Here is a 24729-nt window from a genome sequence, read left to right on the forward strand (position 1 = left end):
CGGCCGGCTCAAACGTACTCGGCCTGGTCTTTGTCGGCCATCTCGCGAAGCCGGGCGGGGAAGTCGGGCAGGGCGGCAACCACACGGGTCCAGGTCGGCAGGGCCATTGCGCCGGAGGGATCGTCGAACACGGCCTCGCCAGCTGCGGTAATCTGCTCGGCAAAGGCCTCGATGGCCTCTTCCTCGCCGTGCCGATCGTACTCCAGGCTGTTCATCAGCGCATCGGCATGATACTGCCGAATGGCGTCCTGGGCGAGCCGCAGGTAGCTGTTGCGGATCGACAGCAGATGCCCGCGAGTAACGACTAAGCCGTTGCTCATGAGGGTGCGGAGAATGCTGGTGAGGATGTCGCTCGCCATGCCCATCAGCCCGCGCGAGCGATCGTCGAGCGAGAGGGGTTGGTGCTTGTGTTCGTACGCGCGACCGAGGTCGACCTGGCACACCCGTTTCGGCGAGGTGTTGCGGAATACTTCGGCTAGCGTGCCGACTTCGAGCCCCCAGTCGCAGGGAATGCGATTCGAGCGGGCGAGGGCCGACGACACTGCGAACTCGCCAGCTAGCGGATAACGGAAACTGCGGACGAACACCAGGAACTTGTCGCTCCCCAGCACCGAAATCATCGCCCGAGTAATCGGGGTCATCAGCAGACGCGCAACGCGCCCGTGCATGCGGTCGGTGCAGCGAGCGTAGTAGGCTTTGCAGAAGTCGAAGTCGAGACTCGGGTGAGCCATCGGCAGGCACAGCCGCATCAGCATGTCGTTATCGTAGTTCACGATATCGCAGTCTTGCAGCACGTAGGCTTTGATCTTGGGGTCGGCCAGCAGGTAGCCAAACGCGGTCCACACCGCGCGTCCCTTACCTGGTCGCGAGACATCGAACCCTGCGTCGGTGAGTTCCTGGTAGAGCTGCTGCCCTCGCGGGCCATCGGTCCACAAGATGCGGCAGCGGTCGCCGAGCTGCTCGGTGAACGAATAGGTTTGCTTGTATTCGTCGGCCGAAGTGGTGCGATTGAGCACGACCACGATCGAGTCGATGAACTTGGCGTCGACCAGCTTGCGAGCGATGTTGGCAAACGGCTCGGCCTTCATATCGGCCGCGGTGATCGGCAGCACCAGGCCGATCGGGAACTCGCGGACCGCGACATTGAGTTTGTGCTCAAGTTCCGCCGCGTCGACCGTTCCTAACTCGTGGATGGTGGTGATCGGTCCATACTGAGAAAAGTCTGGCACGCGTCGGCTTCCTTATGCTGAGTTTCCGTAACCTTCACCGCGAAGGCACCACGTGCTGTAGTGCTCGAGAGTGGAGTTTCGCAAAACGGCATTATATCCTAGAACCAGGGTGGCTGGCTATTCGGCTAGTGCAGGTTGCCCATCCATGTGCTTGCGAGGCGGCCGTTTTTCTCGGCGTTCACAAGCAATTCGACGAAAATGGGAACGCTAGGAACGTTCCAGTAACCAGGCCGAACCACCTGCGGGCAGCGTGATCGAGCCATCGGCTGGCAGCAGCGACGGGTCGTCAGCGAGCAGCGAGCGGAATTGAGTCGCGGTTCCGGCGAACGCGGCGAGCGGAAGCGTGACTTCAGGCCCAAAGTTCGCAAGTGCGATGATGCGCTCATCCCCATCCAGGCTGACTCGCTCGACCGCCAGCACCGCATCGCTCGAAGTATCGAGCAGCGTGATTGCGGCCTCGGGATGAAACGCGGGATGGGCGGTACGCACTGCGAGCAGTTGCTCGTAGCCTTGGTGAATGCGAGCGGCCAGACTGTTGTCGCCCGAGAGGTGTTGCTCGAGTTCCGGCAGATCGTACTTATGGCGATTGATCCGGCGGTTGATGCCGCTTTGCTCGACGCCGGCGTAATCGTTTTGCGTGCCAACCAAGCTGTGGAAATACACGGCCGGCATACCAGGTAGCGACAGCATGACCGCCTGGGTGGTGAGGAACCGCCGAGCGTGCAGTTCGACCTCGGCCGGTTCGTCGGCCGTGGTCGGCGACACAGCGTCGACGTAGGTGATGTTCAACTCGTAGGGGGCATCGGTTCCGTCGGGGCGACGACGAGTGTTAATCCGCCCGCCGCGCGCACGGACCGCAGCAACCACCGCTTCGAGCCGTTCGTCGGGCACCAGACCTTCGAGCGGGCGGACACCGATGCCATCGTGACTGGCAGTGAAGTTGAAGAACGTGCAACCAGCAGGCGGGGGAGCGAGATTCGCCAGCCAGTTGCGCAAGTAGACTGCGTCGCCGCTGGTCATGGCGTCGAGCAATAGCGGCGGCAAACTGAACTGGTACACCATCTGGGCTTCGTCGCCGGAGCCGAAGTAACTTACGTTCTCCTGGTGGGGAACGTTGGTCTCGGTGAGCAGAATGGTGCCTGGCAGTGCGGCTGCGACCACGTCGCGCATCAGCTTCACGGCTTCGTGCGTTTCCGGCAAGTGCAGGCAGTTGGTCCCTTGCTCTTTCCAGAGAAAGGCAATCGCATCGAGGCGAATGATGCGGGCGCCGCGCTTCGCGTACTCGAGTAGTACTTGCAGCATCCGCAGCAGCACTTCCGGTTCTTCGTAATTCAGGTCGATCTGGTCGTCGGAGAACGTGGTCCACACATGACGCGGGCCGCGCGACGTTTGCACTTCGGTCAGTAGCGGCAAACTCCGCGGGCGGACCACTTGCGACCAATCGATGGTGGGATCGGCCTCAACAAAGAAGCGATCGTACGGCGACTCACCGGCCAGGTATTTTTGGAACCACTCGCTGTGCTGTGAGATGTGATTGAGCACCAGGTCGAACATCAGGTCGACCGCTTCGCCGAGCTTGGCGATATCGTTCCAGGTGCCGGCTTCGGGATCGACCGCCAGGTAGTCAATTACCGAAAAGCCATCGTCCGACGAGTAGGGACAAAACGGCAGCAAATGCACCACGTTGATCCGCTCGGCGTGCCCTCGCTCGACCATCCACTGGCACAGCGTCGACAGCGGCGATGCTTGTTCGCTGCGCAGAATATCGGCGTAGGTGATCAGCACCACGTCGCGTTCCGACCACAATGCACTGCTGCTTGCGGAGTCGGACGTGCGATACTCGTCGACTAGGGCTTCGACCTGCGGAGCGATCTCAGTGGCTCGCTCGCCATACAGCACCCGCAAACGGTCGAGAAACGTAGGCGCATCGGGATTGTTCGACATCACGAATTCCATTCGTTGTGAATTACCGCCCCACACATAGTGCCTAGCTTGCACCAGTTAGGCAAGGGCGCGTGGCCGCTACATGTCGTCCATACCGGTGTAATTGGTAACCAGCGTACGGATTTTGCGGCGTAACACCGCGTAACTATAGTAACGTTTGCCGAGGGAGTAGTTGGTCTCAACCATTTCTTCCCGATATTCGGGATCATTAATGACTCGCTGCACCTTGTTGATAACTTCGCGAGTCAGGTAGCCATTCATGGTCACCACGTCGAAGCCACGCGGTTCGATGTCGCTCACAAAAATCGAGTAGCGATTCACGAGCGCCGGCTTGCGGTAGTAGAACGCTTCGATTAGTGCGTTGCCGAATCCTTCGTACAGACTCGGGTAGGTGATCACATCGGCGTGCGCGTAAGCGTCGCCTAGCAGGTAGACCTTTTCGCCGCGTTCGTTGGTGCCGCGTTCTTCGCCAATGCGGTCGGGAATGTAAAGCAACTCCACGCCTTCGCGGTCGGCCATTTCCTGCAGTGCATGCAGGTACTCGTTGCCCTCGTCGCCCGACTCGTGCGAGATCACCAGCTTGCAACGAGGGTCGCGAAGCGCCCCGATTAGCGAGATCGCATGCTCGATGCCTTTGCGAGGTACCACGCGGGTAGGTTGCAGGAACAGCACGTCGTCCTTGCTGATGCCGATTTGCTCGCGGAAGTCCGAGTTGTAATCGTCGACTCCTTCGGGCTCGACTTCAAACTCCAGCACGTTCGGCACCAGGATGCTCGACACACCGCGGCGATGCGAAAGCGCTCGCTGGGCTTCGGAGTTGATCGTCACATGTTGAATGGAGGGAAGGGTGCAGGGGAACGCCATACGCAGGAGGTCACCGCACGCGTTGACGCTAAAGCGATCGCGTTCCCAATAAAAATCGTGGTGATGGGCGATGGTCGGGAAGCCGGTTTCGGCGACGAACATGGCGATCGCGACCCCCAGCGGAATGTTCATCGGAATCGTCAGGGCGTTCTGCACCACCATGATTTCGATATCGAACTTGCGCGTGAAGTCGTACAGCGTTCGCTTCAGATGCTCGGCCAGCGCCAGGATGCGACGGGTGACTTCGGGATCACGCGTCACCTGACCAAAGCAGCGATTGTTGATCCATTGAATGTCGGAGTGCCCGAAATACGCATGCGGCACGAGCATGCTGATATCGGGATCGGTATCGAGCTTACCTCCATACCAATAACTCACGTGGCGGTGGTCCCACAGAATGCGGGCCCACTTGGCGGCTTCGAGCGATACACCATCGGTACCGGCGAAGCGCGTACCCACGAATCCAATGTTGTGTCCTATGGATGCCATTGCTTTCGCATGTTTTGCTGGGTTCGTGGGGAATACCCCACCTTGGCAACTGCGCGCGCCAGGGCAGGTGGGAAACCTGGGGATGGGCGTCGCTGCGATACTGCCTGAAGATGCTTGCCACCAGACTTTAGCGGCAAGCAATCGACGCAACGGCTGGCTGGGCATCCAGCTGGGACGCACCAGTTGGTTAAATGTAAGCTACAGCTGCGGAGGGGCAAGCCGCAAAATGGTGAGAATCTGCCGTAAATCTGTTACAACCGCTGTCGGCTGTACCCCCTCGACGAGCGGATCGCCCTCGCGAAGTCGCAAACTGCGGGCATCGCCAGCAAATAGCACCGTGCGGAATCCCACCGCTGCAGCGGGAGCGACGTCGTTACGCATGTCGTTGCCGACGTAGAGCACTGTGTCGGGCGCGATGCCCCGTTCGGTTAGCACGCGGGAGACTTTTTCGTACATCCATTGCGACGGCTTGGCCTTCCGCTCTTCGTAGCTCCAGACGCACAAGGCTGCGTCAAAGCCAAGCTCGTCGAGCGGGCCGCCGCCGAGCGCTGGAAACAACTCGCGGGTGAACGACTGGGCGTTGCTCACAATCCCCAGCGGCAGCCCCGCAGCATGCAGCGAAGCCAGACAGTCGCTAAGTCCGGGCATCGGCCACACGGGGTTGACGCGGGTTTCGTACTCGATGGCCAGTTGCTCGATTTCGTGGTCCTTCAGCGTGTAGTCGATGTAGCCTTGCTCAAGCAGTGTCTTGAGTGCCGATCGCCAGACTTCGTGGATATCGACTTCAGGGAACTCGAAGTCCGACTCGGCGTGCTGACGTTTGATTTCGGCGTGTAAGGCGGCCACCACGTCGTCGCCGACCGCAGTGGTGAGCATCAGCCCTGCTTGTTGACAGGCTTGCTCGGCAGCATCGCCGCGGCTGGCACCGCTGGTGAGACTAATGTCGCCGCTCGCGCTGATGAACAGCGTGCCGTACACATCAAAGAGCACCGCGCGGATGCCATCAAGCTCCGGCAGCACAGGCTCGGTATCGGTAGGCTTGGGCGCGAGCGGCTGGCTGTTCTCAAGAATGATGTCGATGGCCTGCAACGGTAGCTCCTATGAGTGTCGTGGTCGTGAGGCGAGCTACTCTTCGAAGCGAATCGCATGCAAGCGGTCGACGCGAAGGAATTGATCGAGAATGCGAGCGCCGTGCGGGGCGGGCTGAATGGCTTGCGGCGCTGGCTCCTTGGCTACGTGCTTGTAGGCCTTGGCCAACTTGCCCACAATGGCCGCCAGCGAGTAGTGTTCGCGAGCGAGCTTGGCATTTTGCTCGATGACAGCCGCATCGCACTCGTGAGTCGCGGAAGCGATCGATTCGCGTAACAACTCAGGCTCCACGGCAACACGACGAATCACCAATTCCTGGAACCGGCTCGGCAGCAAGGCGAAGTCGATGGTATCGTTCGATAGCAAGGTGTCGATGGCCGCGAGGGTTTCGTCGCGCGAGGTGGGAGGCACCCCATAGCTCTCGCACGCCCACTCGTAGGCCAGCAACAAGGTTTCGGCCAGGCTCGAGCGGTCACCCACCAAATCGAGCGGCACTTGTAGCGTTTCGTAAAGGTTGTCGAGCTGCAGACCTTCTTGCTTGAAGTCGCAAGTGATGGCCGGCAGGTCGCGACCAACGAGCGACTTGTCGGCCAACCAGGCTTCGAGATACACCATGCCGAAACCTTCGGCGACGCTGGTGGTGATCAACGCGTCGGACGCTGCCAGGGTATCGAGAAACTGGCTGGACCCGCCGCCGCATACGTTGAACAAGCAGCGCAGCCCAAGCGATTCGGAGAGTCGCTGCCAGCGCTCGTACGAAGGGATCTCGATCGGGTTGGTAGGGGCCAGCGTGAGTGCGTGCCAGGTGTTCGGCTCGCTTACCGCTGCGTGCAGCAACAGTTCTCCCAGGTTCTTCCGGCGGATGCCCCGCACGGGGTAGAGTACCAGGCGGCTGTCGCGTGGAATCTGCAACTCGTCGCGCACCTTTTCGGCCACCGACTTGGGATTACTCAGCCCATGGAACTCGGCCACGGGGTTGGGAAGTTGGTGGATCCGCTGGCTTTCGATACCAGCGGATGCCAGCATCGATTCGTCGCGGCTACTCAGCGTCGCGTAGTGAATGCCGGCTGCGGTGGGATACTGCTTGGCGGCCACCTGCGTGGGATCGTCGGTGTGCCAGCTGGTCGCCAGATGACGGTAATTGCTTGGGCGGAAGTCTTCCACGAAGTCGTGAATCTGCAGCAGCTGACGATAGCCTCGCTTTGCCAGCAGTTGCACCGCGCCGGGCCACGACACGTTTTTACCGAGCGAATGGTTATGCAGGTGCAGCAGCGTGTTGTCGTGCATGAACCCGTGCGACGCGAGAAGCTCGGCCACTTCGTCGGCCAGTTCCTCTTCCCGCAGCGTGGGGAGTTGCGAGTAGTCGAGCGTCGGCAGCGGCATCAGCACGGTTTCGAGCTTGCCGCCATCGAGCTCGTTCCAAACCGCGTCGGGCCAACCATCGTGACGCCCGCCATAGAGCACCCCCACCCGCTCGGGACGGGACGAGCCTTTGAGGCTAGCGAGCGAGCGTAGCTGATTGAGGATAACTTGCGTTACCCCTGCGGCATTCAAGTGGTAATGGGAGAAAACAATCTGCATGGACAATTCGAGTTGGGCAGCAAGTGGAGAATCGAACTACGATGTATCATCGCCGATCTGCGGGGGAGGTTCAACTCGTCGCGGTGCGGATTGCCGATCGGTGCAGCGTTTGGTTACCGCGCAAAAAACGGGGAACCCTCTTGTCGAAGGTTCCCCGTGTGATTTCAGCGTTTTTCGCCCGAAAGGCCTACACCAAGTAAATGGGTAGTTGCACGCTCGGTTCGGTAGTTTTGGTTTCGACCGGGGTGCGATCGTAGTAATAGTCGTAGTCGAACCATTCGAGTCGCTCGCGATAGTCGGGCATCGTGCGAATCAAACGCAGTTCGTCTTCCACTTCCACGCGTTCGGGCTCGCGATATTCGGTGTTATAACGCACTGGTTCTTCGCGGCGGTAGTACGGGCGATACGTGCGGCGAGGAGCACGTGCGTAGCCGTAGGTGCTCGACTCGACCGCCCACTTGGTGAGCAGAGTGCGAATCGCGGTGAGCGAGAGACCGCCGGTGCGGTCTTGAACCACGGTCTTGGCCTCGCGCCAACGGGCGTCGCTACGGCAAAGTTCCAACAGTTCCGCGCCGGTGTGGGTGAGCCGCAAGCAGGCTGACCCACTCGTCGTGCGTTGCACTTCCTTGACCAGGCCGGCGTCGATCATCAACCGCAGGTGGAATCGCACCCGCGCGTCGGTGTCATGGGTAAGGCTACCGCGTAGCACGCTGGCGGTGCACTCAGCGGCCCCTTGGGCCTCGATGTCGAACAACAATTGCCGGCATAAATCGATATCGCGTTTCATGATGGTGCACCTCCATTCGCACACTCAAGATGGGTCGCTCGCCAACTCTCCACGGGAAGCGAGTAGGCGGCATCATCGTGACATTCCCCACGCAGGGCAAGATCGTTTCACGCGGTGCTAGCACGGCCGAGGGGTGCGGAGAAAACCCCTGCAAATCGCCGCTGTCGAAAACAAATTGGGCAATTTGGTCCCTCGCCTGTAACACCTCGCCTGCGACTGCGTACGAGGGGGTATCGCGGGCCGATGCGTCGCCCGCTGGTCGCGAAAAAACAACCATCGTGCGAGGTGTTCCGATGAAATCCAACGTATTCCAAGTACTGTTCCTGCTTTGCGTGCTGATTGCCCGAGCCGAGTTCGCCCTGGCCGGCGGGCCGAGTACCCCCGAGCCCTCCCGCCCGCAGGGGAGGGCGAGCATGGGAGTGATGCTGGTGCAAACACTGCTTAGCGAAGCCCTGCAGCGGTCCGCAGGCCACGACACTAGAGCTGCAACGGAGCCTTCGCTGCCGACCACCGCCGAGGTGGACTTACCACTGACGACCGCCGAGGAAGAGGAACTGCGATTCGACCCACCGGCGGGGATGAGTGGCTCGCCCATGATCCAGTACGACGCTAGCAGCGAGCCGGAACCACAGGATTGGGAGCCCTTGGAACTCGACACGCCTGACAAGGTCGCAGAACCAGAGGTGCCAGTTGTGCCGGAGATGCCAGTCGCGGTTGCCGAGCCGACGGGGCCGCTCTCGAAGCTACCCCCCACGCCTGATCCGTTTTATGGCGGTGTGCATCAATTGCTTGAGGTTCGCGGTGCTCAGACCTTGTTCCCACCACATACGATTCGTCCACCGATGGTCACCAAGCAAGGCAAGAACACCTTGTTGCTCGACGCCTTCGGCGACCAGGTTGATCTCGAAACGCTTCCCGCCGTACCCAGCGGCGAGGTCATGTTCTTCACCTCCGAGCGGGCGGAGAAGCGTTCGCCAGGTCGAATCGTGTTGCTCGTGGATGGTCGGGCGCTGCGTTTGAAGATCGATAGCTGGGAGGATGGTCGGACCGACGTGCAGCTGCCACGCATCGAGCTGAGTCGTCCCGCCGTGGCCCGGCTTTACATGGGCAACGGGCAGGGAGTGGTGATCGACGCGGCCGATTTTGTGATGCTGCCCCCCGAGTAGCAGGCATTGCCGAGCGAAAAGCGTGGTAGTTGGGGCTGTTTGTCGAGCATGGGGGTCGTCGCTACAATCGAAGGGTGGTTGCTGATCGTTGGGCGTCTTGCCTGGTGGAGCTCCACGTTTGACCCGCCTGCCGTTATCCCCCCGCCTCCGACGATGAGCATCCTGCGTACTTCGAAGTTAACGCACCGCTACGGCTCTCGCCGGGGGATTCAGGACGTTGACCTCGAAGTTGGCCCTGGCGAGATCTTTGGCTTTCTCGGTCCCAACGGGGCGGGTAAATCGACTACCATCCGACTGTTGATGGGGTTTCTGCGACCGCAACAGGGAGCCGCCGAGATCGTTGGCCTCGATTGCTGGCGACAAAGTGCCAAGGTGAAACGCCAGGTCGGTTACCTGCCAGGCGATCTGCGGTTGTACCCCTGGCTTAGTCTGAAGTCGGGAGCGACGTTAGTATCGCGGGTGCGGGGCGTGGACCTGCGACCTAGAGCCGAGGAGCTGGCGAAGCGGTTCGAGCTGGAACCGACGCTGACCGTGGGCAAGATGTCGCGTGGCACTCGCCAGAAACTCGGCCTCGTGCTCGCCATGGCCCATCGCCCGAAGCTATTGATTCTCGACGAACCCACCTCGGGGCTCGATCCGCTGATGCAAGCCGAGCTGGCCAAGCTACTGCGGGAAGCGGCCGCCGAAGGGAGCACCGTGTTCTTTTCGAGCCATACGCTCAGCGAAGTCGACTCGTTGTGCGACCGCGTTGCGATCATCCGCCAGGGAAGTCTAGTGACCGACGACTCGTTGGAGTCGCTCCGGGCGCAGGCACCTCGTATTGTGGAGCTTACCTACGACCGCGCGATGGCCATCGAGAAGATCGAGTTGCCATCGATACTCAAACAACTGGAAGTGGTCGGCAGCACCCTCATCTGCGAACTGCAGGGGGCGACTCCCCCTTTGGTGCAATGGGCCAGCCAGCAACCGCTTACCGACATACGCATCGGCCCGCCTGATCTCGAACGCCTGTTCCACGACCTGTATCACTCGGAAGAGGCCGCACCATGAACATCGGGCTGCTAGGCAAGACCTTACGCGAAGTACGACTCGGCACTGCGATGATTGCTCTGGGGCTGTTCGGCGTGAACATCCTGCTCACGGTACTCATTCCCAAAGTGGAAGAGAACATGGGCCGCGTGTTCGACCGTATCCCACTCGCGAAGACCATGCTGCAAGCGCTGCTTGGCACCGAGTTTGGCGACAATATGACCGCCCAGGCGATGTCGGCCGTGCTATGGGTGCACCCCATCGTGCTGGCGCTGCTGTGGTATCACGCGATTAGCGTCTCGACTCGCTTTCCAGCGGGGGAGACCGAGCGGGCGACGGTCGATTTTCTGTTGGGCTTGCCGGTAAGTCGCTGGCAAGTCTATTGGACCGAAGTGTTGGTGTTCATCTCCACTGGTGTCGTGCTGATAGCCACCGGTTTTATCGGTCACCGCCTGGCTTCGCCGGCCATGCCCGAAGATATGCGTCCCGACGCAATGACCTCGCTAATGATCATGTCGAACATGCTATGCGTTTATCTGGCGGTCGGCGGCATCGGCTTTTGCGTGTCGTCGTTCCAGAGCAAGCGAGGGCATGCCATCGCCATCGTATTCGCGATTGTGTTGGTGTCGTTCCTGCTGAACTTCGCTGCCCAGTTGTGGGACGAAGTCAAGCCGTTCGCGTTCCTCGGCATCCTGCAGTACTACCGACCGGCAGTGATCATGGGGAACGGAGAGTACCCCATCGGCGATGTGCTGGTGTTACTGGGGATTGCTACGGTCGGGCTGGTTGCTGGGAGCCAAACGACTTCGCACCGCAGCATCTGCACGACTTAGCGTAAGTCGCCCGTCCACGTACTGACGTGGACGGTCACTCTTCCCGTGGTTCACAAGCAACTAGCTTGGCAAAGTTCTAACCAATAAGTGGTTAGGAGCCGGGCTTCTGGAGCTCCACCGTGCGGGGCCAACCTTTGAACTGCTCGGCGTCGGGCTTGGTGACGTCGGCCTCGCGGGGCCAGCATTCGAAGGTCGCGGTGCTCGCCTGTTTGTCGAACCGGACGAGCCCATACCCTTCGGCCCGATCGCCCGGTTCGGCGTTCGCGTATGCGTGCATGGTGATTTTGTTGCCGAAGCCATCGAGGTAATCGCCGGTGAGTTCGAGCGGGCTGTCGACATCGGGATTCCCGCCCGGCTGGCCATCGACTGGCGCCCACCAGCGGCCGTAAATGGTGTTCACGATCGCAGGCGAGGCGAAGGCCCAGCCGCCGTCGCGGTACTCGTCGGCACCATACTCCAACAGCATGGCGATGTGCTGATCGCCCGCCAGATGCACCGCGCCTGACTTACCGATAAGTCGCACTGCTGCGTTGCGTCCGGTTTGCGGCCAGCCATTCGAATCGAGATCGCAGTACAGGCGGTTATTCTTCGAGCCATGCAGGTGAGGCCCGCCGCAGAACACGGTTTGCGAGAGCACTACCTTCTGCTCGCCCGGCGTGCGATCGGTGGCCCACTCTTCCAGGAACTTGAGCTGACGATCACCAAGCAGCTTTAGCCCCGCAACGTCGAGCGAGCTAGGATCGTAGTCGGGCGTGGTGATATGGTCGGGGCGGGGACCTTGCTGTGGAATCTTGCCTGCTGGGCCCGATTTGAACTTGCGGTCTTCGAGAATCGCAAAGTCGAGCCCCGCGTAATGCAGCCGAGTGAAGTAGACGCCGATGCCTTGCTCGATGGGCGCGGGATCGACCGGATCGGGGAGATGCCAGGTTTGGCACCGCTCGACCATTTTCACGTACTCCGGATGGTAGGTGTATCCGCCGTCGGACGCACCGGATAAGGTCGACACCTTGCCATTCTCGCCCCACAGGTTGGGCTGGCCGATGTCGTGGTCGTCGGGAATCGTCACGCAGGGGCGATCGCGAAGCACGTCGCGAAACTGCAGGCCAAACTTCAGCCAGGCGGCCGTGTGCTCGCGGTGATCGTAGCTTTGGTCGCCCGCGAAGAACAGCAGGTCGGGATCTTGATGCTTGAGATTGCGAACAAAGTTGGGACGCATCCCGCGATCGCGATTGGAATTGCACGAGAGCACGGCCACCTTGATCTCACGCTGGTCTACTGGATTGGCCCGCACGAGTCCCGTGAAGCTCGCCTTTTCGCCATGACTCAGGCGGTAGGCGACTGCTTGTGATTCGTCCCAATCGTCCACCCGAAAGTGGGCCGACCAGCCGAGGTCGTGCACGGGAGCCTCAGCGACTTGCTCCCAACCGTTGCCGCGATCGAGTTCGAGCCGCACGGTTCGCGACTCATTAGGGTAAAGTGGATAGAGCTGTGCGGTGAGTTTCAGCGTGCCTTCCGAGACGGTATAGACACCGAAAGCGACCACCTGATCGCGCGGTACCTTCACATCGATAATCGGCGAAGCTTCGCGGTTCCACCAATCATTCACACAGACCGTGTCGAGCTTTTTGAAGGGGGCCACCACTGGTGGGGGGCCAATGGCATCGTCGGCTGCCTGAGTGTTGGGGGAGGCAAACGCGACAACAACGGCCAGCAACGCTAGCCAAACAAGGCGAGAAGACATGATGGAGAGTCCGCGGTTGAAGGCTGATTCAGTGGGGTCGGCACCTAATAAAGTGCCATCGCGACGTGAATTTGTCGAACTTTTTTCCCAACGAGCCCCAATCGCCCTCTAATAAACGCCCAATGCGACTTGGCCGATTGGCTACTCGTCGTCGGTATCGATCGCGCCGATGCGTTCCTTGCCCACCCACTTTTGCAGCACCTCAGGCACCATGATCGAGCCGTCGGCGTGCTGGCAGTTCTCCATAATGGCAATCAAAGCCCGGCTGACCGCGATGGCGGTGCCGTTGAGGGTGTGCACAAAGTTGGTGCCTTTTTCGCCCTTGGTCTTGTAGCGAATATTGAGCCGGCGAGCCTGGTAGTCGGTGCAGTTCGAGGTGCTTGTCACCTCGCCATACTCACCACCATGGCCGCGACCTGGCATCCAGGCTTCGAGGTCGAACTTGCGATACGCGGGGCCACCGAGATCGCCGGTAGCAATGTCGATCACCCGGTAAGGAATGCCGAGTTCGTCGAACAGGCCGCATTCGAGATCGCAGAAGTAGTTGTGCATGTCTTCACTCTGCTCCGGCGTGGTGAAGGCAAACATCTCGATCTTGGTAAACTGATGCACCCGGTACAGCCCGCGCGATTGCCGGCCAGCGGCCCCCGCTTCGGTGCGGTAGCAGTGGCTGATGCCGCAGAGCTTGATCGGCAGGTCTTCTTCGTCGATCACCTGTCCGGCGTACAGACCACCGAGGGTAATTTCGGCCGTGGCGACGAGGTTGAGATCGAAATTCTCGACGCTGTAAATCTGAGTTTCCGGCCCACGCGGTACAAAGCCGACCCCCTGCACGATTTCGCCGCGTGCCAGGTCGGGGGTGATGGTGGGGATGAAGCCTTCCTTCATCAGGTACTCGACCGCAAATTGTTGCAATGCTAGCTCTAGTAGCACCGCTTCGTTTTGCAGGAAGTAGAAACCATGCCCAGCGATGCGTGCTCCCCCCTCAAGGTCGATCAGCTTGTGCTGTTCGCCGAGTTCCACGTGGTCCTGGACTGGGAACGACATCTTTGGCACTTCCACCGCACCGCGACGTAGCTCGCGGCTATCCTCCTCGCCGCCGCGGGGCGAGTCGGGGTGGGTCATGTTGGGAATATGGCTGTAAATCGTGGTCGCTTCGGCCACGATGGTGTCGATTTCCGACTGCTTGTCGTCTTTTTGCTCCCGCAGCGCCCGGCCTTCTTCTTTGCGGGCTTCGCGTTCGGCATCGTCTTTGGCCTTGCCGATCGACTTACTAACCTCGTTGGCTTTTCTGGAGAGCTCTTCGACCTCCTGCTGCAGCTCGCGTCGCTTGGTTTCCAAAGCGGCGTAGCGAGCGACATCGGCCTTTACGCCGCGAATGTCGCAGTTTTCCTGAACCAGTTCCACGTTCTCCAGAATGAACCGAGGGTCAAGCATGGCAGGTATCGAGTTTCCAAGCAGGGGGCAGGGCAGATTAGTTGGGCATGATGGTCGCCAGACAATCGAACCAATATACTCAGAACTAGGGCTTGTCACCACCGCCGGTGCCCCCCGCCTGGCGGACGCGACGAACGAGCCCGCACTTCCTCTTCCCCCGGAACTAGCAACCTCGGCAGGTGCCAACATGGACGATAACCCAATGAACCCCTTCGACGACGACCCCAATACGGACGATGGGGGTACGTCGACCGTGGTGGCCCCGAAGAAAAAACGCCAGGCCGACCGCGACGCCCGCGAGGTGCCTCGGTACCACGTCATCCTGTGGGATTCCGACGATCATACCTTCGATTACGTCGAAAAAATGCTTCGCGAGCTGTTTGGGCACACCAAAGAGCAGTGCGAAAAAATCGCCAAAGCGGTCGACGAAGAGGGCCGGGCGATCGTGCTCACCACCACCAAAGAGCACGCAGAACTCAAGCGAGACCAGATTCATGCGTACGGCAAAGACAATCTCGAAGGGAGCAAAGGCTCGATGTGGGCCACGATTGAGTCGGCGGATTAAAGCGATTGGGAAGTTTCGAATCGAGAATTTGCAAAGTGGAGAGGGGAGCCGATGGATTGGAGCAGCCAAGAGCTACGGGGCCGAACCAAGCAGTACGCCTTGCGGGTATTCCAAGTTTCCGGCGAGACTCCATCGCATCTTGCCAGTTGCGCAGGGCGGTCCGACGATCTGCTCCGAAATCCAAGCCCCACTTTTGAAGGAATGGGGAGAACTGCTTAGAATAGTGGACACTTCCATCCAGAAACGTAGCGATATAACGCGATACGTTCCCCATTCCCCCTTCGAAAATCATTCGGTCGTCGATGAAGCTCAAAACGCACACGCTTGGTTGCAAGGTCAACCAGTACGAAACCGAGTACCTTCGTGAAGGGTTGCAGTCGATCGGCTACACCGATGCCGAGGGGAGCGAAGCGGCCGACTTGTGCATTGTGAACACCTGCACCGTCACCGGCGAAGGGGATTCGAAAAGTCGGCAGGTGATTCGCCGCATGGCCCGCGAGAATCCGGCCGCCAAGATCGTGGTGATGGGCTGCTACGCGACGCGGGCGCCGGAAGAAGTGAAGGCTCTGCCCGGCGTGACCGAGGTGCTGACCGACAAGCGAGAGCTGCCCGACCTGCTTGGCCGCTTCGGCGTGACCGACGTTCCGACCGGCATCAGCGGCTTCGGCGCCAGGCACCGCGCTTACGTGAAAGTACAGGATGGCTGCATGCTGCGATGCAGTTTCTGTATCATCCCTCACGTACGTCCGAAGCTTACCAGTCGCCCGATGCAGCACATCGAAGACGAAGTCCGCCGGCTGGTCGATAGCGGCTATCGCGAAGTGGTGCTCACCGGAATCCACCTGGGGCACTACGGGGTCGACTTCAATCGTCTGAAACCCAAGAGCGAGTGGACCCGCCTGGCGCATCTGATGCACCGCCTGGCCGAATTGCCGGGCGACTTTCGTGTGCGACTTTCCAGCATCGAAGCTACCGAGGTCACGCGCGAGCTGCTCGACGTGATGGCAGCGTTCCCCGAGAAAATCTGCCCCCACCTGCACATCAGTATGCAGTCGGGAAGCGACAGCGTGCTGCGGCGCATGCGTCGGCGGTGGGGTAGCCAGCGGTTTATCGATCGTTGCCGGATGTTCCAACAACGACTCGACCGCCCGGCCATTACGACTGACATTATCGTAGGATTCCCCGGCGAGACCGAAGCGGAGTTTCTGGAGACGGTCGAAGTGTCGCGCGAGGTTGGCTTTTCAAAGATCCATATCTTTCCGTTTAGCGCTCGCCGTGGAACGCCTGCCGCTGATTTGCCGAATCAGTTGCCGAAGCCGCTGAAGCAGGAGCGTGTGCATCGCCTGGCCGAGGTCGAAGCCGAGCTGCGCGACGACTACTTTCGCTCGCTAGCGGGGATGCCGCTCAAGGTGATGGTGGAATCGCCGGTGGATGCGGAGACGCATGGCTCCTCCGATACCGAAGTGCGATACGTCGGAACTTCGTGCAGATACGCTCCAGTGGAGTTCCTGGCCAATCGTTCGCTCGAAGGGGAGTTCGTCGACGTGCTGGCAGGCGAAGTGCAGGATGGTAGAATCGTGGCTAAAGAGACGAACCTGGTCGAAACCATCTAGTCGGCTAGGGCGATCCTATTAGCCCCGCAGGCCGGCATGTCGAACACGCCACGCAACACGTCCTCCGATCCTCCCGAAACGGATAGCGATCAAGAAGTTCAGGCAACACCGAGTGTGCACCCAAGCGTGTACGACGACCTGTTCCGTAAAAGCTGGTTCGTGCTGTGGGGCATGGTAGCTCCTGTGGGATTCTTGTTCGCCGCCGGCGGATATGGTGGGATCGATATGTGGCAATCAGGCCAATTCGGGGTCTACTGCATCTTGCTGTATGAGTTCGCTGCGATGATTTGGGTGTATCCCTTGATTGCTTTCAGCACCGCGGGGCTTGCCTACCAGACGTTTCGTGATCGAGAGCAACCTGTTCCGCTCTGGGTAAGTATCGCCGTATTAACAGGTGCGTTTTTATGGCTTGAGTTGTACGTCGTCTGGTGTGGAGGGGTCGGCTATGAAATGGAAGGTCCAGCAACTTGGGTGTTTACAACCTTGTTTACTTGCCCACTCGTTGGGGTGATTGGTATTCAGCCGCTTATCGCCCTTGGTGTGATTGCAAAGGGATCGCAGGCAACAGAAGATGCGAATGCTCTGAAGTGGTACACCGTCGTGCTGGTGCTGTCCGGCATTGGAATGCTGGTAGGATTTTTTGTAGTTTTATTCGCCTGTGCATTCTGCGCTGCCCCGCTTGCGCTGGTGACGTACTTGTATGCGAGCAAAGAGATCCTGAAATCGCTTGGCGCTCGCTGGCGGGTCTCGATATCGACATTGCTGCTGGTCTTCACATGGCTGTCGGCTAATTTTGCTGCCTGGCGACTGGCGGTGCTCGCCGCAATCGAGTCGTACAATCGATTACCAACCGAGCCGCCAAGTGGTTGCTTTATTGTGACTGCCTCGGCACATGGACATCGCACGCTGGTCGGCTCGCAAGATATGGGGCATGCGTTTCCCGTTACCCGACAGTTGCAGCGACTCAAAGCAGCCGAAATCCTGTTGGCCACGACACTGCCGGGCACGCATCGCGGGCTCCGCAAGGTCTACGATTGCGTTGGCCCACCACTTGCGCGGATGATTTGTAATCGCTGGCTGGCCGACCTGTCGTACTTGATGCTCAAACCGCTGGAGTGGGCCATGCTCGGCCTGCTGCGAGTTGCCCGAGTGCCGAGTAACACGATTACTGCTGTCTATCGGTCGAGTCACTGTAAGTAGCGAGTCTTCCGACGAAGGAGCTACGACTATAGTCGACTCTCCTCGATCACCCCAATGCCGACGATTTTGCGACCTTCGCGAATCGCGAACTGTCGCCCGACGGGGAACTCGCCATTCGCGAGCATTTTTAGGTGCCGACAGATCCAGATCCGGCACTCCACCCGCTGACCGTCGGCCACTCGGTCGGGCTGGTCGAACCAGTAGATCGCGTCCCAGTCGCGCCGAGGGACGTCGGCCAGTTGCCAGCTGAACTGCCCCAGGAAGTGAGGCTCGAAGGGGTGCCGACGCCCACCGAACTCGCTCGGGATAAGCATCACGCTTGCGCGGAGATCGTAATCGGTTTGTTCATCAAACCGCTTGGGGGCACGACTCATGAAACCGATCCCGCCTGCTTCCTGCGGCGACGCCATACCCACCAGGGGGCGACGACCACCAACACCACTACCAGCCAGGGAGCACACGCAGTGAGTACCAGTAATAGATTCTTGCCGAATGTCAGAAGTCCATTGGCGGAGTCTTGGAACGTATTGGCTAGTTCGGTGCCGAACTTCGGTGCCTGCGGTGGGGTATAGTTTTTTTCTTCCCGGATGCTCAGAGTGACCGTGGTAAGCTCCGCCCGATCGGTCAGGTAACGTAAGCGACCTTCCATCTGTTCGATTTCGGTTCGCACTCGCGATAGTTCGCGCTCGACCTCGATTACGTCCTTGATTTCACCTTTGTTGCTATCGAGCAGTTCGAGAACTCGCTGTTCGAGCTTCTGCTTGCTACGAATGCGGGCTTCGAGGTCGACGTACTCCTCGGTGACATCCTGAGTGTCGCGTTTTAAGTTCTCTGGCACTCCCATGTCGCCGGTCGATTGTAGGAACGACTCAAACGAGGCCACTGGGATTCGAACCACCCAGGTGCCGGAGCGTCGATCGCCTTGATTGAGATTCACGTTCGAACTGGCGATAAAGCCGCCATGCTTCTTCACCAAGACCGAGACGGCTGACTCCATCTGGTCGAAGTTATCGACCACAATGTCGACCGTCGCGGTGTAGATGAGCTTGCGATTCTCGGCGGCCGATGTCGCCTCGTTGGGTGAATCGGCGTCGCTAGCGGTGTCGTCCATCGGGACTTGGCTGTAAGACTCGGCCGAAGCCAGGCTGGCTGGGCTGCGTGACACCTTGGCACTTTCGCGGGCAGCAGATCTAGTGTAGTCGCTCCCGGACTCTGCACACCCACCCGCGACCAGGAGAATGACTGCTGCTATCGCCATCCGCATCATGGGGAATTCCTTTACAAAAGTGCTATATTTCGCGCATCGAAGCAGCGTACCCCGTTTAGACGCACCCCATCCACGAAAAGTTCCCTAGTCTCTTCGCTTTTAACCGTCGGGATATTGCCGACAAAACTCATATAAAGCCATGACCGTGGCCGTAGCCACGTTATAGCTGTAGGGGAGTCCCCAAACGGGAATCTCAATCACGGCGTCGAGTTCCGCCAGCAGATCCTCGGTGAGCCCCTCGCGTTCGTTGCCAATCACCAGTGCGGTGCGGCGGTCGAATTCATAGTGGTGCAGATCGCTCGAGTTGGTTGTCTGCTCCAAACCCACTAGGGTGTAGTTCTCGGCCTTCAGTTTCTTGAGCACCGGCACCAGCGAGCGGTGCGATTCGATGCTCAGCGTCTGGGCAGCGTCGCGGGCGATCTTGGGATCGAGTTTCGCCCGCCCGGTGCAAATCAGCCGAGTGACACCGCAGCAGCCTGCCGCCCGAGCGATGCGAGAGAGGTTCACGTTACTCCGTAGCGGGGCGCACGCCAGCAACAATTCTCGAGGGTTGGCTAGCTCGCGGGGCGCTTGATGGCGGAGGTGTTCGAACTTGGCCATAGGGCACCAACTGAAAAGGAGGAAGCAGGGAAGTTGCGGATACTGCCATGAGTTTGGCAGACCCTTCCGCTGGTACAAGGGGCTGACGACTCGTCGGTTTTGGGGGACGATTTACGGTTCTGGCATGCAGTAACGGCTTCGGGCAGTCGCAACTCGGGGGAAATAGCCCGATTTGTGGTTGCTGAGCACCGCTCGCTGTTCCCATAAAACCGTCCAGTGCGTAAGCTATCAGAACCCCGCCCGTCCCGCCGCCGACCTCTATTTTGCGATGAAGTTGCGAAAACTTGCCCCTGCCATTGTCGCCGTTGCGCTGCCAGTAGCGCTGTTAGCCTGGACCATTTCAGCATCACGATTGCCGCCGGCTGATTTCACCTTTAACAACTTTACCGAAATCAAAACGGTGGATCCCGCGTTGGTAAGTGGCCAGCCGGAAGGACGGGTGATCAACGCGCTGTTCGAAGGCTTAGTGCGATTGTCGCCCGACGAGCGGTTGCCAGTTACCGGCGGCCCGGATCAATGGCCCGGCGTGGCCGAACGTTGGGAGCTTTCGGAAGATGGTCGCACCTACACGTTCTATCTTCGCAAAGAAGCGTGCTGGTCGAATGGCGACCCCCTGACGGCCGAAGACTACCATTACTCGATGCGGCGGTTCCTCAGCCCGCTCACTGCTGCTGAGTACGCCAAGCAAGGTTGGTATCTCAAGAACGGCAAGAAGTACAACTCAGGTGGCACCTATCTCGAGCCGGGCGATGCGGTGGAGGTCGAGCTGAATCTCGAGCCGGGACAGACCAACACCTGCATCGGCAAATTGATTGAAGGCAAACTGCTACGCAAAGATCCGGTGACGATGCCGGAGGATCAAGAAGAACGCGATAAGGTCACACAGAAGTTCTACGTGGAGGTCGACGGCCGGGAGCGATGCTTCGTGGCCGCCAACCCCAACCAAGGCGACACGGTGCCCGAAGGAGCCGAGGCTTGCCGGGTGGTGACGCTCGACTTCGACGAAGTTGGTATTCGGGTGATCGACGACCATACGCTGGTTACCGAGCTCGACAATCCCACTCCGTTCTGGCTGCAGCTGTTGGGATTCTATCCGCTGTTTCCTGTGCATCGCGGTTGTGTCGAAGAGTTTGGAGCCCCCGCCTGGACGCGTCCTGAGAACATCGTGTCCAACGGCCCTTTCCGTATTGAGTTCCGTCGGCCCCGCGATCGGATCCGCTTGGTGAAGAACGAGAAGTACTGGAACAAAGAGAACATCCGCCTGAACACGATCGACGCGGTGGCGGTGGAGAACGAGACGACCTCGCTCAACATGTACATGCTCGGCGACGTCGATTGGATCGAGCAACCCCCTAATAACTTGCTGCGTGAGTTGATTGAGAGCGATCCACCTCGCGACGATTTCAATCCCGCTCCGCAGCTCGCGATCTACATGTACAAGCTCAATGTCGCGCGGGGAGCTTTGGCCGACAAGCGAGTTCGGCTGGCGCTGTCGCTCTCGCTCGATCGCGAGGAGATTATTCGCACCGCAGTGCGTGGACCTCAGAAGCCGGCCCATAGTTTGGTGCCGCCCGGGGTGGTCGGCTATACGTCGCCGCACATGCCGACGCCCGATGCCGAGCGGGCGCGGCAGTTGATGGCCGACGCAGGATTTCCCGGCGGGAGCGGTTTCCAGAACCTGACGATTCTCTACAACACCAACGACTCGCACGAAGCGATTGCCGAGCTGATGCGCAAGCAATGGCAGGAAGAACTCGGCATCAACGTAACGCTACGAAACATGGCATGGGCCGCATACCAGGATAAGTTGCGACTCACCGAGTACGACGTGGGTCGGCAAGGCTGGATCGCTGATTATAACGACGCGAATACGTTCCTCGATTTGTTCGTGAGCGACAACGAGAACAATCAAACCAATTGGGCGAACGACCGCTACGACGAGCTGATCAAGCAAGCCGAGTCGGAACCCAACCCGCAGCGTCGCAACGAGATACTACAGGAGGCCGAGGCGATTGTGCTCGACGAGATGCCAATCATTCCGCTGTACTATTACTACTCGCGGAACATGGTGAAGCCGCACGTGCGGGGCTTCTACAACAACTCCCAAGACTTCCATCCGCTGCATGCGATTTGGATCGATCACGAGTCGGGCGGGCTCAATGAATACATGCGAGGTGCCCCCCGATGATTGCCTACCTGCTGAAACGCTTTGCATGGCTGCTGCTCACCGTGTGGGTGGTGTTCACGGTTACTTGGATCCTGGCGAATAATTCGCCTGGCTCGCCATTTACCAGCGAGCGGAGTTTGCCCCCGGAGATCGAAGCCAACCTGCGACGGCACTATAATCTCGACAAGCCCGCTCCGGTGCGTTACTGGCTCGATCTCAAAAAGCTGGCCGTGTTCGACTTGGGAGTGTCGAGCAAGCAAGTTGACTTCACGGTGAACGAACTGGTGCGACTCTGCTGGCCGGTGTCGGCCGCGCTAGGGCTGGCCGCGCTCGCCTGGGCAGCGGTCGTGGGGTTGCTGGCTGGCGTCGTGTCGGCCGCGCGACGAGGAACCATCGAAGACCTGGGACTCATGTCCCTGGCGACCCTGGGCATCGCGCTACCAAACTTCGTGATCGCAGGCGTTTGCATTCTGCTGTTCTGTTTCTTGATCCCGATGTTGCCGCCAGCCGGATGGGGGAGCCTGAGTCACCTGCTGCTGCCAGCGTTCTGCCTGGGCGCACCGTACGCGGCCTACATCGCCCGCATCGCACGCACGGGGATGCTCGATGTCCTCTCGAAAGACTACATCCGCACCGCCCGGGCGAAAGGGCTGTCGCGGCGGGCGGTCATCCTGAAGCACGCGATGCCGACGGCCGTGATTCCAGTGGTATCGTTCCTCGGCCCCGCGGTGGCCGGCATTATCACCGGATCGTTGGTGATCGAGAAGGTGTTCGCGATACCGGGCATTGGCTATTCGTTCGTGCAATCGGCCCTCGATAACGACACCCCGATGGCCATGGGCATCGTGGTGCTCTATACCGTGCTACTCTTCACAATGAATACACTGGTAGATGCAGCTTACACTTGGCTCGACCCGCGAGTAAGCTGGGAAGACGTATAACCTGCGATCCAGAGGGGTCGCGATCCAGCGATGGATGCCGAGCAGCGAGGTGCGGCGCGGTTTTGTAGCCACGCGCTCGGCGAGCGTTCGATTCAGCTTTCGTTCATCACTACAGGGAGAGATACATGACGACGCGATTAAGCCAACTACTGCTCCTGAGTTTGCTCGTGTTGCAGGCGACAAGTGGCATCTCGATTGCCGAAGAACAGTGGCGGCAATTGTTCAACGGCAAAGACCTGGAGGGGTGGACCCCGAAGATCCGCTACTCGGAAGCCGGTGAGAACTACAACGACACCTTCCGTGTGGAAGATGGCGTGATCAAGGTTTGCTACGACAAGTACGATAAGTTCGGCGCCCGCTTCGGCCACCTGTTCTTCAACGAGGAGTTCTCAAGCTACCGATTGCGGGTGGAGTACCGCGTGGTCGGCGAGCAAGTCACCGGCGGCGCCGGTTGGGCACTCAAGAACAGCGGCCTGATGATTCATGGCCAAAAGCCCGAGACGATGGCCGTGGATCAGCAGTTCCCGGTGAGCATCGAAGTGCAACTGCTCGGCGGTACCGGCAGCGGCAAACGCCCGACCTGCAACCTCTGTACGCCTGGTACCAACGTGGTAATGGAAGGCGAACTGCACACGCAGCACTGCACCAATTCAACATCGCCGACGTTCCATGGCGACGAATGGGTAACCGCCGAGGTCGAAGTGCATGGCTCTGGCAAGATCAAGCACTTCATCAATGGCGAGCTCGTGCTGGAGTACGAACAGCCGCAGTACGATCCGAAGGACGAAACGGCCAAGCAGTTCGTCGACGCCCGCAAGGATAACAACTTGCTGATCGACAAAGGCACCATCTCGATCCAGAGCGAGAGCCACCCCTTTGAATTCCGTAAGATCGAGATTCTCGTGCTCGACGAAGAAGAGTAGCGAATTGATAGCCGGTGAACGCTGGCTCATGACGGTCACGAAAAAGCCCCCCTGACGAGTTCGTCAGGGGGGCTTTGTTTTTCTAACACTTCGTTGCGATCAGTAAGCGGTGCTTACTCTTCGCAGTACGACAAAGCGATCAGCACGTAACCGGTCACCAGATTGGGATCGGCTTCCATCCAACGCTCGTCGCTGTTCAACCAGCTGCCATCGGACTTTTGCATCTCGGCCAACTTGGATACCAGCTCGTCGCTCCAGTCGTGCTCGTTTCCATCTTCATCCACCAGCACATCGTCGCCCAATAGCGACAGGGCTTTGGCAAAAGTGTGGTAGTAGTAGAACTGCCCCGAGGTGCCCATGCCGGGATTGTTGTCGAGCGTGTAGTTCTTCTTGATCCAGCTAGTCGCAGCCTTCACGCGAACGTCGTCCTTATCCAGGCCGGCGTAAATCAGGCTCTTGAGCCCCGCGTAGGTCATCGAGCCGTAGCTGCGAAGCCCGCCGTTCTCGGTTTCGCCCGCTTTGCTTTGGCCACCGCTGGCCGGAGTGTAGAAGAATCCGCCGTCGCCGATCTTGGCGGCAAACTCGGTCGAGTTGAATTCCGACTCCAGGTTCTGGGTGCGGGACACGAAGACCAAGGCCTTTTGGATGGCAGGATCATCGGCACCGTTGCCGGCAGCGGTCAGGGCGTCGAGCAGGAACGAGGTGTTCGACAGGTCGGGGCGATCGTGCGAGCCGTAGCCGCCACCACCGTAGTAGAGGTTGTCTTTCTCGGTGCCGTCTTCTTCGTCCCATTGAATGTTCTTAAGGAACGCTTCGGCCTTGGCGATGATCTCGTCGTACTTGCCATCCTTGTTGGCTTCGGCAAGGCAAACCACCGCCAGGGCGGTCTCGTAGTTGCGGTGGTTGGAACCCTCGCCGTAGATGCCGCCATCCTCGCGGCGATGCTTCAGCAAGTAGTCAATCGCCTTGGCGACCGCCGGATCGGAGGTCGATACCCCGCTGCGTTGCAGGCCGGTCGCTGCCAAGGCGGTAATCGCTGGACCAGCAAAGCTGCTGAACGATCCATCGTCGTCCTGCGAGCTACGCAGGAACGCGACCCCGCGGGCAGCAAGCTGTTTGGCCGACGGCTTGACCGCGGTTGCATCCTGGGCTTGAGCCATCGGAGCGGCGGTAAACGTGATCGCTAAAGCTAACGAAAGGAAAACGCGGAGAATCATGGGTACCTCTATCTTCTCAACAGTTCACAAACAAACAGAACCGCGTC

The 24729-nt window shown here is 59.6% G+C and carries 21 protein-coding genes; 9 read left to right on the forward strand and 12 right to left on the reverse strand.

The features are described 5' to 3' along the window. Positions 1-8: 8 nt before the first annotated feature. The 6 genes from Pan181_RS22340 to Pan181_RS22365 form a co-directional block, all read right to left on the reverse strand. On the reverse strand, positions 9-1229 hold the full coding sequence (locus Pan181_RS22340) for a glycosyltransferase family protein (protein ID WP_145250416.1): 1221 nt from the start codon (positions 1227-1229) through the stop codon (positions 9-11). A gap of 207 nt (positions 1230-1436) precedes the next feature. Beyond that, on the reverse strand, positions 1437-3173 hold the full coding sequence (locus Pan181_RS22345; RefSeq protein WP_145250419.1) for an alpha-amylase family glycosyl hydrolase: 1737 nt from the start codon (positions 3171-3173) through the stop codon (positions 1437-1439). Between the two features lie 78 nt (positions 3174-3251). After that, complete coding sequence (locus Pan181_RS22350) at positions 3252-4496, reverse strand: glycosyltransferase family 4 protein (RefSeq protein WP_231943672.1); 1245 nt, start codon at positions 4494-4496, stop codon at positions 3252-3254. A gap of 228 nt (positions 4497-4724) precedes the next feature. After that, positions 4725-5615: an HAD family hydrolase gene (locus Pan181_RS22355; RefSeq protein ID WP_145250422.1), complete on the reverse strand. Its 891-nt coding sequence runs from the start codon at positions 5613-5615 to the stop codon at positions 4725-4727. 36 nt (positions 5616-5651) lie between these two features. Next, on the reverse strand, positions 5652-7196 hold the full coding sequence (locus Pan181_RS22360) for a glycosyltransferase family protein (RefSeq protein ID WP_145250425.1): 1545 nt from the start codon (positions 7194-7196) through the stop codon (positions 5652-5654). A 187-nt stretch (positions 7197-7383) separates the two neighbouring features. Beyond that, positions 7384-7983, reverse strand: coding sequence for a DUF2513 domain-containing protein (locus tag Pan181_RS22365; protein ID WP_145250428.1), 600 nt, complete (start codon positions 7981-7983; stop codon positions 7384-7386). A 293-nt stretch (positions 7984-8276) separates the two neighbouring features. Here Pan181_RS22365 and Pan181_RS22370 point away from each other — a divergent pair, with 293 nt between their 5' ends. The 3 genes from Pan181_RS22370 to Pan181_RS22380 all read left to right on the forward strand — a co-directional run bounded on the left by Pan181_RS22370 (position 8277) and on the right by Pan181_RS22380 (position 11011). Further along, positions 8277-9149 carry a hypothetical protein gene (locus Pan181_RS22370; RefSeq protein ID WP_145250431.1) on the forward strand — a complete coding sequence of 291 codons (873 nt, stop codon included), beginning with the start codon at positions 8277-8279 and terminating at the stop codon, positions 9147-9149. Positions 9150-9302: 153 nt separating this feature from the next. Continuing rightward, the gene (locus Pan181_RS22375; RefSeq protein WP_197528603.1) at positions 9303-10199 is read left to right on the forward strand and encodes an ABC transporter ATP-binding protein; all 897 of its coding nucleotides are present in this window, start codon (positions 9303-9305) and stop codon (positions 10197-10199) included. Next, positions 10196-11011 (forward strand): ABC transporter permease subunit, encoded by an 816-nt coding sequence (locus tag Pan181_RS22380; protein ID WP_145250437.1) that lies wholly within the window; start codon positions 10196-10198, stop codon positions 11009-11011. Before Pan181_RS22375 ends, Pan181_RS22380 begins: the two co-directional genes overlap by 4 nt. A gap of 91 nt (positions 11012-11102) precedes the next feature. Here the strand turns inward: Pan181_RS22380 and Pan181_RS22385 are convergent, their stop codons facing one another. Together Pan181_RS22385 and serS are read right to left on the reverse strand one after the other, a co-directional pair. Next, the gene (locus Pan181_RS22385) at positions 11103-12752 is read right to left on the reverse strand and encodes an alkaline phosphatase D family protein (RefSeq protein ID WP_145250440.1); all 1650 of its coding nucleotides are present in this window, start codon (positions 12750-12752) and stop codon (positions 11103-11105) included. A 141-nt stretch (positions 12753-12893) separates the two neighbouring features. After that, complete coding sequence (serS, locus tag Pan181_RS22390; RefSeq protein ID WP_145250443.1) at positions 12894-14189, reverse strand: serine--tRNA ligase; 1296 nt, start codon at positions 14187-14189, stop codon at positions 12894-12896. 187 nt (positions 14190-14376) lie between these two features. Between serS and Pan181_RS22395 the strand changes: the two genes are divergently transcribed. From Pan181_RS22395 to Pan181_RS22405, 3 genes are all read left to right on the forward strand, one after another. Continuing rightward, positions 14377-14754 carry an ATP-dependent Clp protease adaptor ClpS gene (locus Pan181_RS22395; protein WP_231943673.1) on the forward strand — a complete coding sequence of 126 codons (378 nt, stop codon included), beginning with the start codon at positions 14377-14379 and terminating at the stop codon, positions 14752-14754. Between the two features lie 302 nt (positions 14755-15056). Next, positions 15057-16367: a tRNA (N(6)-L-threonylcarbamoyladenosine(37)-C(2))-methylthiotransferase MtaB gene (gene mtaB, locus Pan181_RS22400; RefSeq protein ID WP_145250446.1), complete on the forward strand. Its 1311-nt coding sequence runs from the start codon at positions 15057-15059 to the stop codon at positions 16365-16367. Between the two features lie 36 nt (positions 16368-16403). Next, on the forward strand, positions 16404-17567 hold the full coding sequence (locus tag Pan181_RS22405) for a DUF6688 family protein (protein ID WP_145250449.1): 1164 nt from the start codon (positions 16404-16406) through the stop codon (positions 17565-17567). 26 nt (positions 17568-17593) lie between these two features. On the opposite strand, the gene Pan181_RS22410 is transcribed toward Pan181_RS22405, so the two are convergent. From Pan181_RS22410 to Pan181_RS22420, 3 genes are all read right to left on the reverse strand, one after another. Continuing rightward, positions 17594-17941, reverse strand: a complete 348-nt coding sequence (locus Pan181_RS22410; RefSeq protein WP_145250451.1) for an EF-Tu C-terminal domain-related protein — start codon at positions 17939-17941, stop codon at positions 17594-17596. Further along, the gene (locus Pan181_RS22415; protein WP_197528604.1) at positions 17938-18732 is read right to left on the reverse strand and encodes a DUF4349 domain-containing protein; all 795 of its coding nucleotides are present in this window, start codon (positions 18730-18732) and stop codon (positions 17938-17940) included. Before Pan181_RS22415 ends, Pan181_RS22410 begins: the two co-directional genes overlap by 4 nt. 201 nt (positions 18733-18933) lie before the next feature. After that, positions 18934-19434, reverse strand: a complete 501-nt coding sequence (locus Pan181_RS22420; protein ID WP_145250456.1) for a TrmH family RNA methyltransferase — start codon at positions 19432-19434, stop codon at positions 18934-18936. A gap of 268 nt (positions 19435-19702) precedes the next feature. On the opposite strand from Pan181_RS22420, the gene Pan181_RS22425 reads away from it, so the two are divergent. The 3 genes from Pan181_RS22425 (at position 19703) to Pan181_RS22435 (ending at position 23465) form a co-directional block, all read left to right on the forward strand. Continuing rightward, the gene (locus Pan181_RS22425) at positions 19703-21622 is read left to right on the forward strand and encodes a peptide ABC transporter substrate-binding protein (RefSeq protein ID WP_145250459.1); all 1920 of its coding nucleotides are present in this window, start codon (positions 19703-19705) and stop codon (positions 21620-21622) included. Next, positions 21619-22542, forward strand: a complete 924-nt coding sequence (locus tag Pan181_RS22430) for an ABC transporter permease (RefSeq protein ID WP_145250462.1) — start codon at positions 21619-21621, stop codon at positions 22540-22542. Before Pan181_RS22425 ends, Pan181_RS22430 begins: the two co-directional genes overlap by 4 nt. A 125-nt stretch (positions 22543-22667) precedes the next feature. Continuing rightward, on the forward strand, positions 22668-23465 hold the full coding sequence (locus Pan181_RS22435) for a 3-keto-disaccharide hydrolase (RefSeq protein WP_145250464.1): 798 nt from the start codon (positions 22668-22670) through the stop codon (positions 23463-23465). A 113-nt stretch (positions 23466-23578) separates the two neighbouring features. On the opposite strand, the gene Pan181_RS22440 is transcribed toward Pan181_RS22435, so the two are convergent. Continuing rightward, on the reverse strand, positions 23579-24682 hold the full coding sequence (locus tag Pan181_RS22440; protein WP_145250467.1) for a prenyltransferase/squalene oxidase repeat-containing protein: 1104 nt from the start codon (positions 24680-24682) through the stop codon (positions 23579-23581). Positions 24683-24729: the final 47 nt, after the last annotated feature.

Origin of the sequence: Aeoliella mucimassa, from assembly GCF_007748035.1 — a bacterium.
Lineage (GTDB): Bacteria > Planctomycetota > Planctomycetia > Pirellulales > Lacipirellulaceae > Aeoliella > Aeoliella mucimassa.

Excerpts from the sequence above, each read along its gene's own strand:
- Pan181_RS22345 (WP_145250419.1), bottom strand. The coding sequence starts at position 3,173 with ATGTCGAACAATCCCGATGCGCCTACGTTTCTCGACCGTTTGCGGGTG.
- Pan181_RS22360 (WP_145250425.1), bottom strand. The coding sequence starts at position 7,196 with ATGCAGATTGTTTTCTCCCATTACCACTTGAATGCCGCAGGGGTAACG.
- Pan181_RS22365 (WP_145250428.1), bottom strand. The coding sequence starts at position 7,983 with ATGAAACGCGATATCGATTTATGCCGGCAATTGTTGTTCGACATCGAG.
- Pan181_RS22370 (WP_145250431.1), top strand. The coding sequence starts at position 8,277 with ATGAAATCCAACGTATTCCAAGTACTGTTCCTGCTTTGCGTGCTGATT.
- Pan181_RS22375 (WP_197528603.1), top strand. The coding sequence starts at position 9,303 with ATGAGCATCCTGCGTACTTCGAAGTTAACGCACCGCTACGGCTCTCGC.
- Pan181_RS22380 (WP_145250437.1), top strand. The coding sequence starts at position 10,196 with ATGAACATCGGGCTGCTAGGCAAGACCTTACGCGAAGTACGACTCGGC.
- Pan181_RS22385 (WP_145250440.1), bottom strand. The coding sequence starts at position 12,752 with ATGTCTTCTCGCCTTGTTTGGCTAGCGTTGCTGGCCGTTGTTGTCGCG.
- serS (WP_145250443.1), bottom strand. The coding sequence starts at position 14,189 with ATGCTTGACCCTCGGTTCATTCTGGAGAACGTGGAACTGGTTCAGGAA.
- Pan181_RS22395 (WP_231943673.1), top strand. The coding sequence starts at position 14,377 with ATGGACGATAACCCAATGAACCCCTTCGACGACGACCCCAATACGGAC.
- mtaB (WP_145250446.1), top strand. The coding sequence starts at position 15,057 with ATGAAGCTCAAAACGCACACGCTTGGTTGCAAGGTCAACCAGTACGAA.
- Pan181_RS22405 (WP_145250449.1), top strand. The coding sequence starts at position 16,404 with ATGTCGAACACGCCACGCAACACGTCCTCCGATCCTCCCGAAACGGAT.
- Pan181_RS22410 (WP_145250451.1), bottom strand. The coding sequence starts at position 17,941 with ATGAGTCGTGCCCCCAAGCGGTTTGATGAACAAACCGATTACGATCTC.
- Pan181_RS22420 (WP_145250456.1), bottom strand. The coding sequence starts at position 19,434 with ATGGCCAAGTTCGAACACCTCCGCCATCAAGCGCCCCGCGAGCTAGCC.
- Pan181_RS22425 (WP_145250459.1), top strand. The coding sequence starts at position 19,703 with ATGAAGTTGCGAAAACTTGCCCCTGCCATTGTCGCCGTTGCGCTGCCA.
- Pan181_RS22430 (WP_145250462.1), top strand. The coding sequence starts at position 21,619 with ATGATTGCCTACCTGCTGAAACGCTTTGCATGGCTGCTGCTCACCGTG.
- Pan181_RS22435 (WP_145250464.1), top strand. The coding sequence starts at position 22,668 with ATGACGACGCGATTAAGCCAACTACTGCTCCTGAGTTTGCTCGTGTTG.
- Pan181_RS22440 (WP_145250467.1), bottom strand. The coding sequence starts at position 24,682 with ATGATTCTCCGCGTTTTCCTTTCGTTAGCTTTAGCGATCACGTTTACC.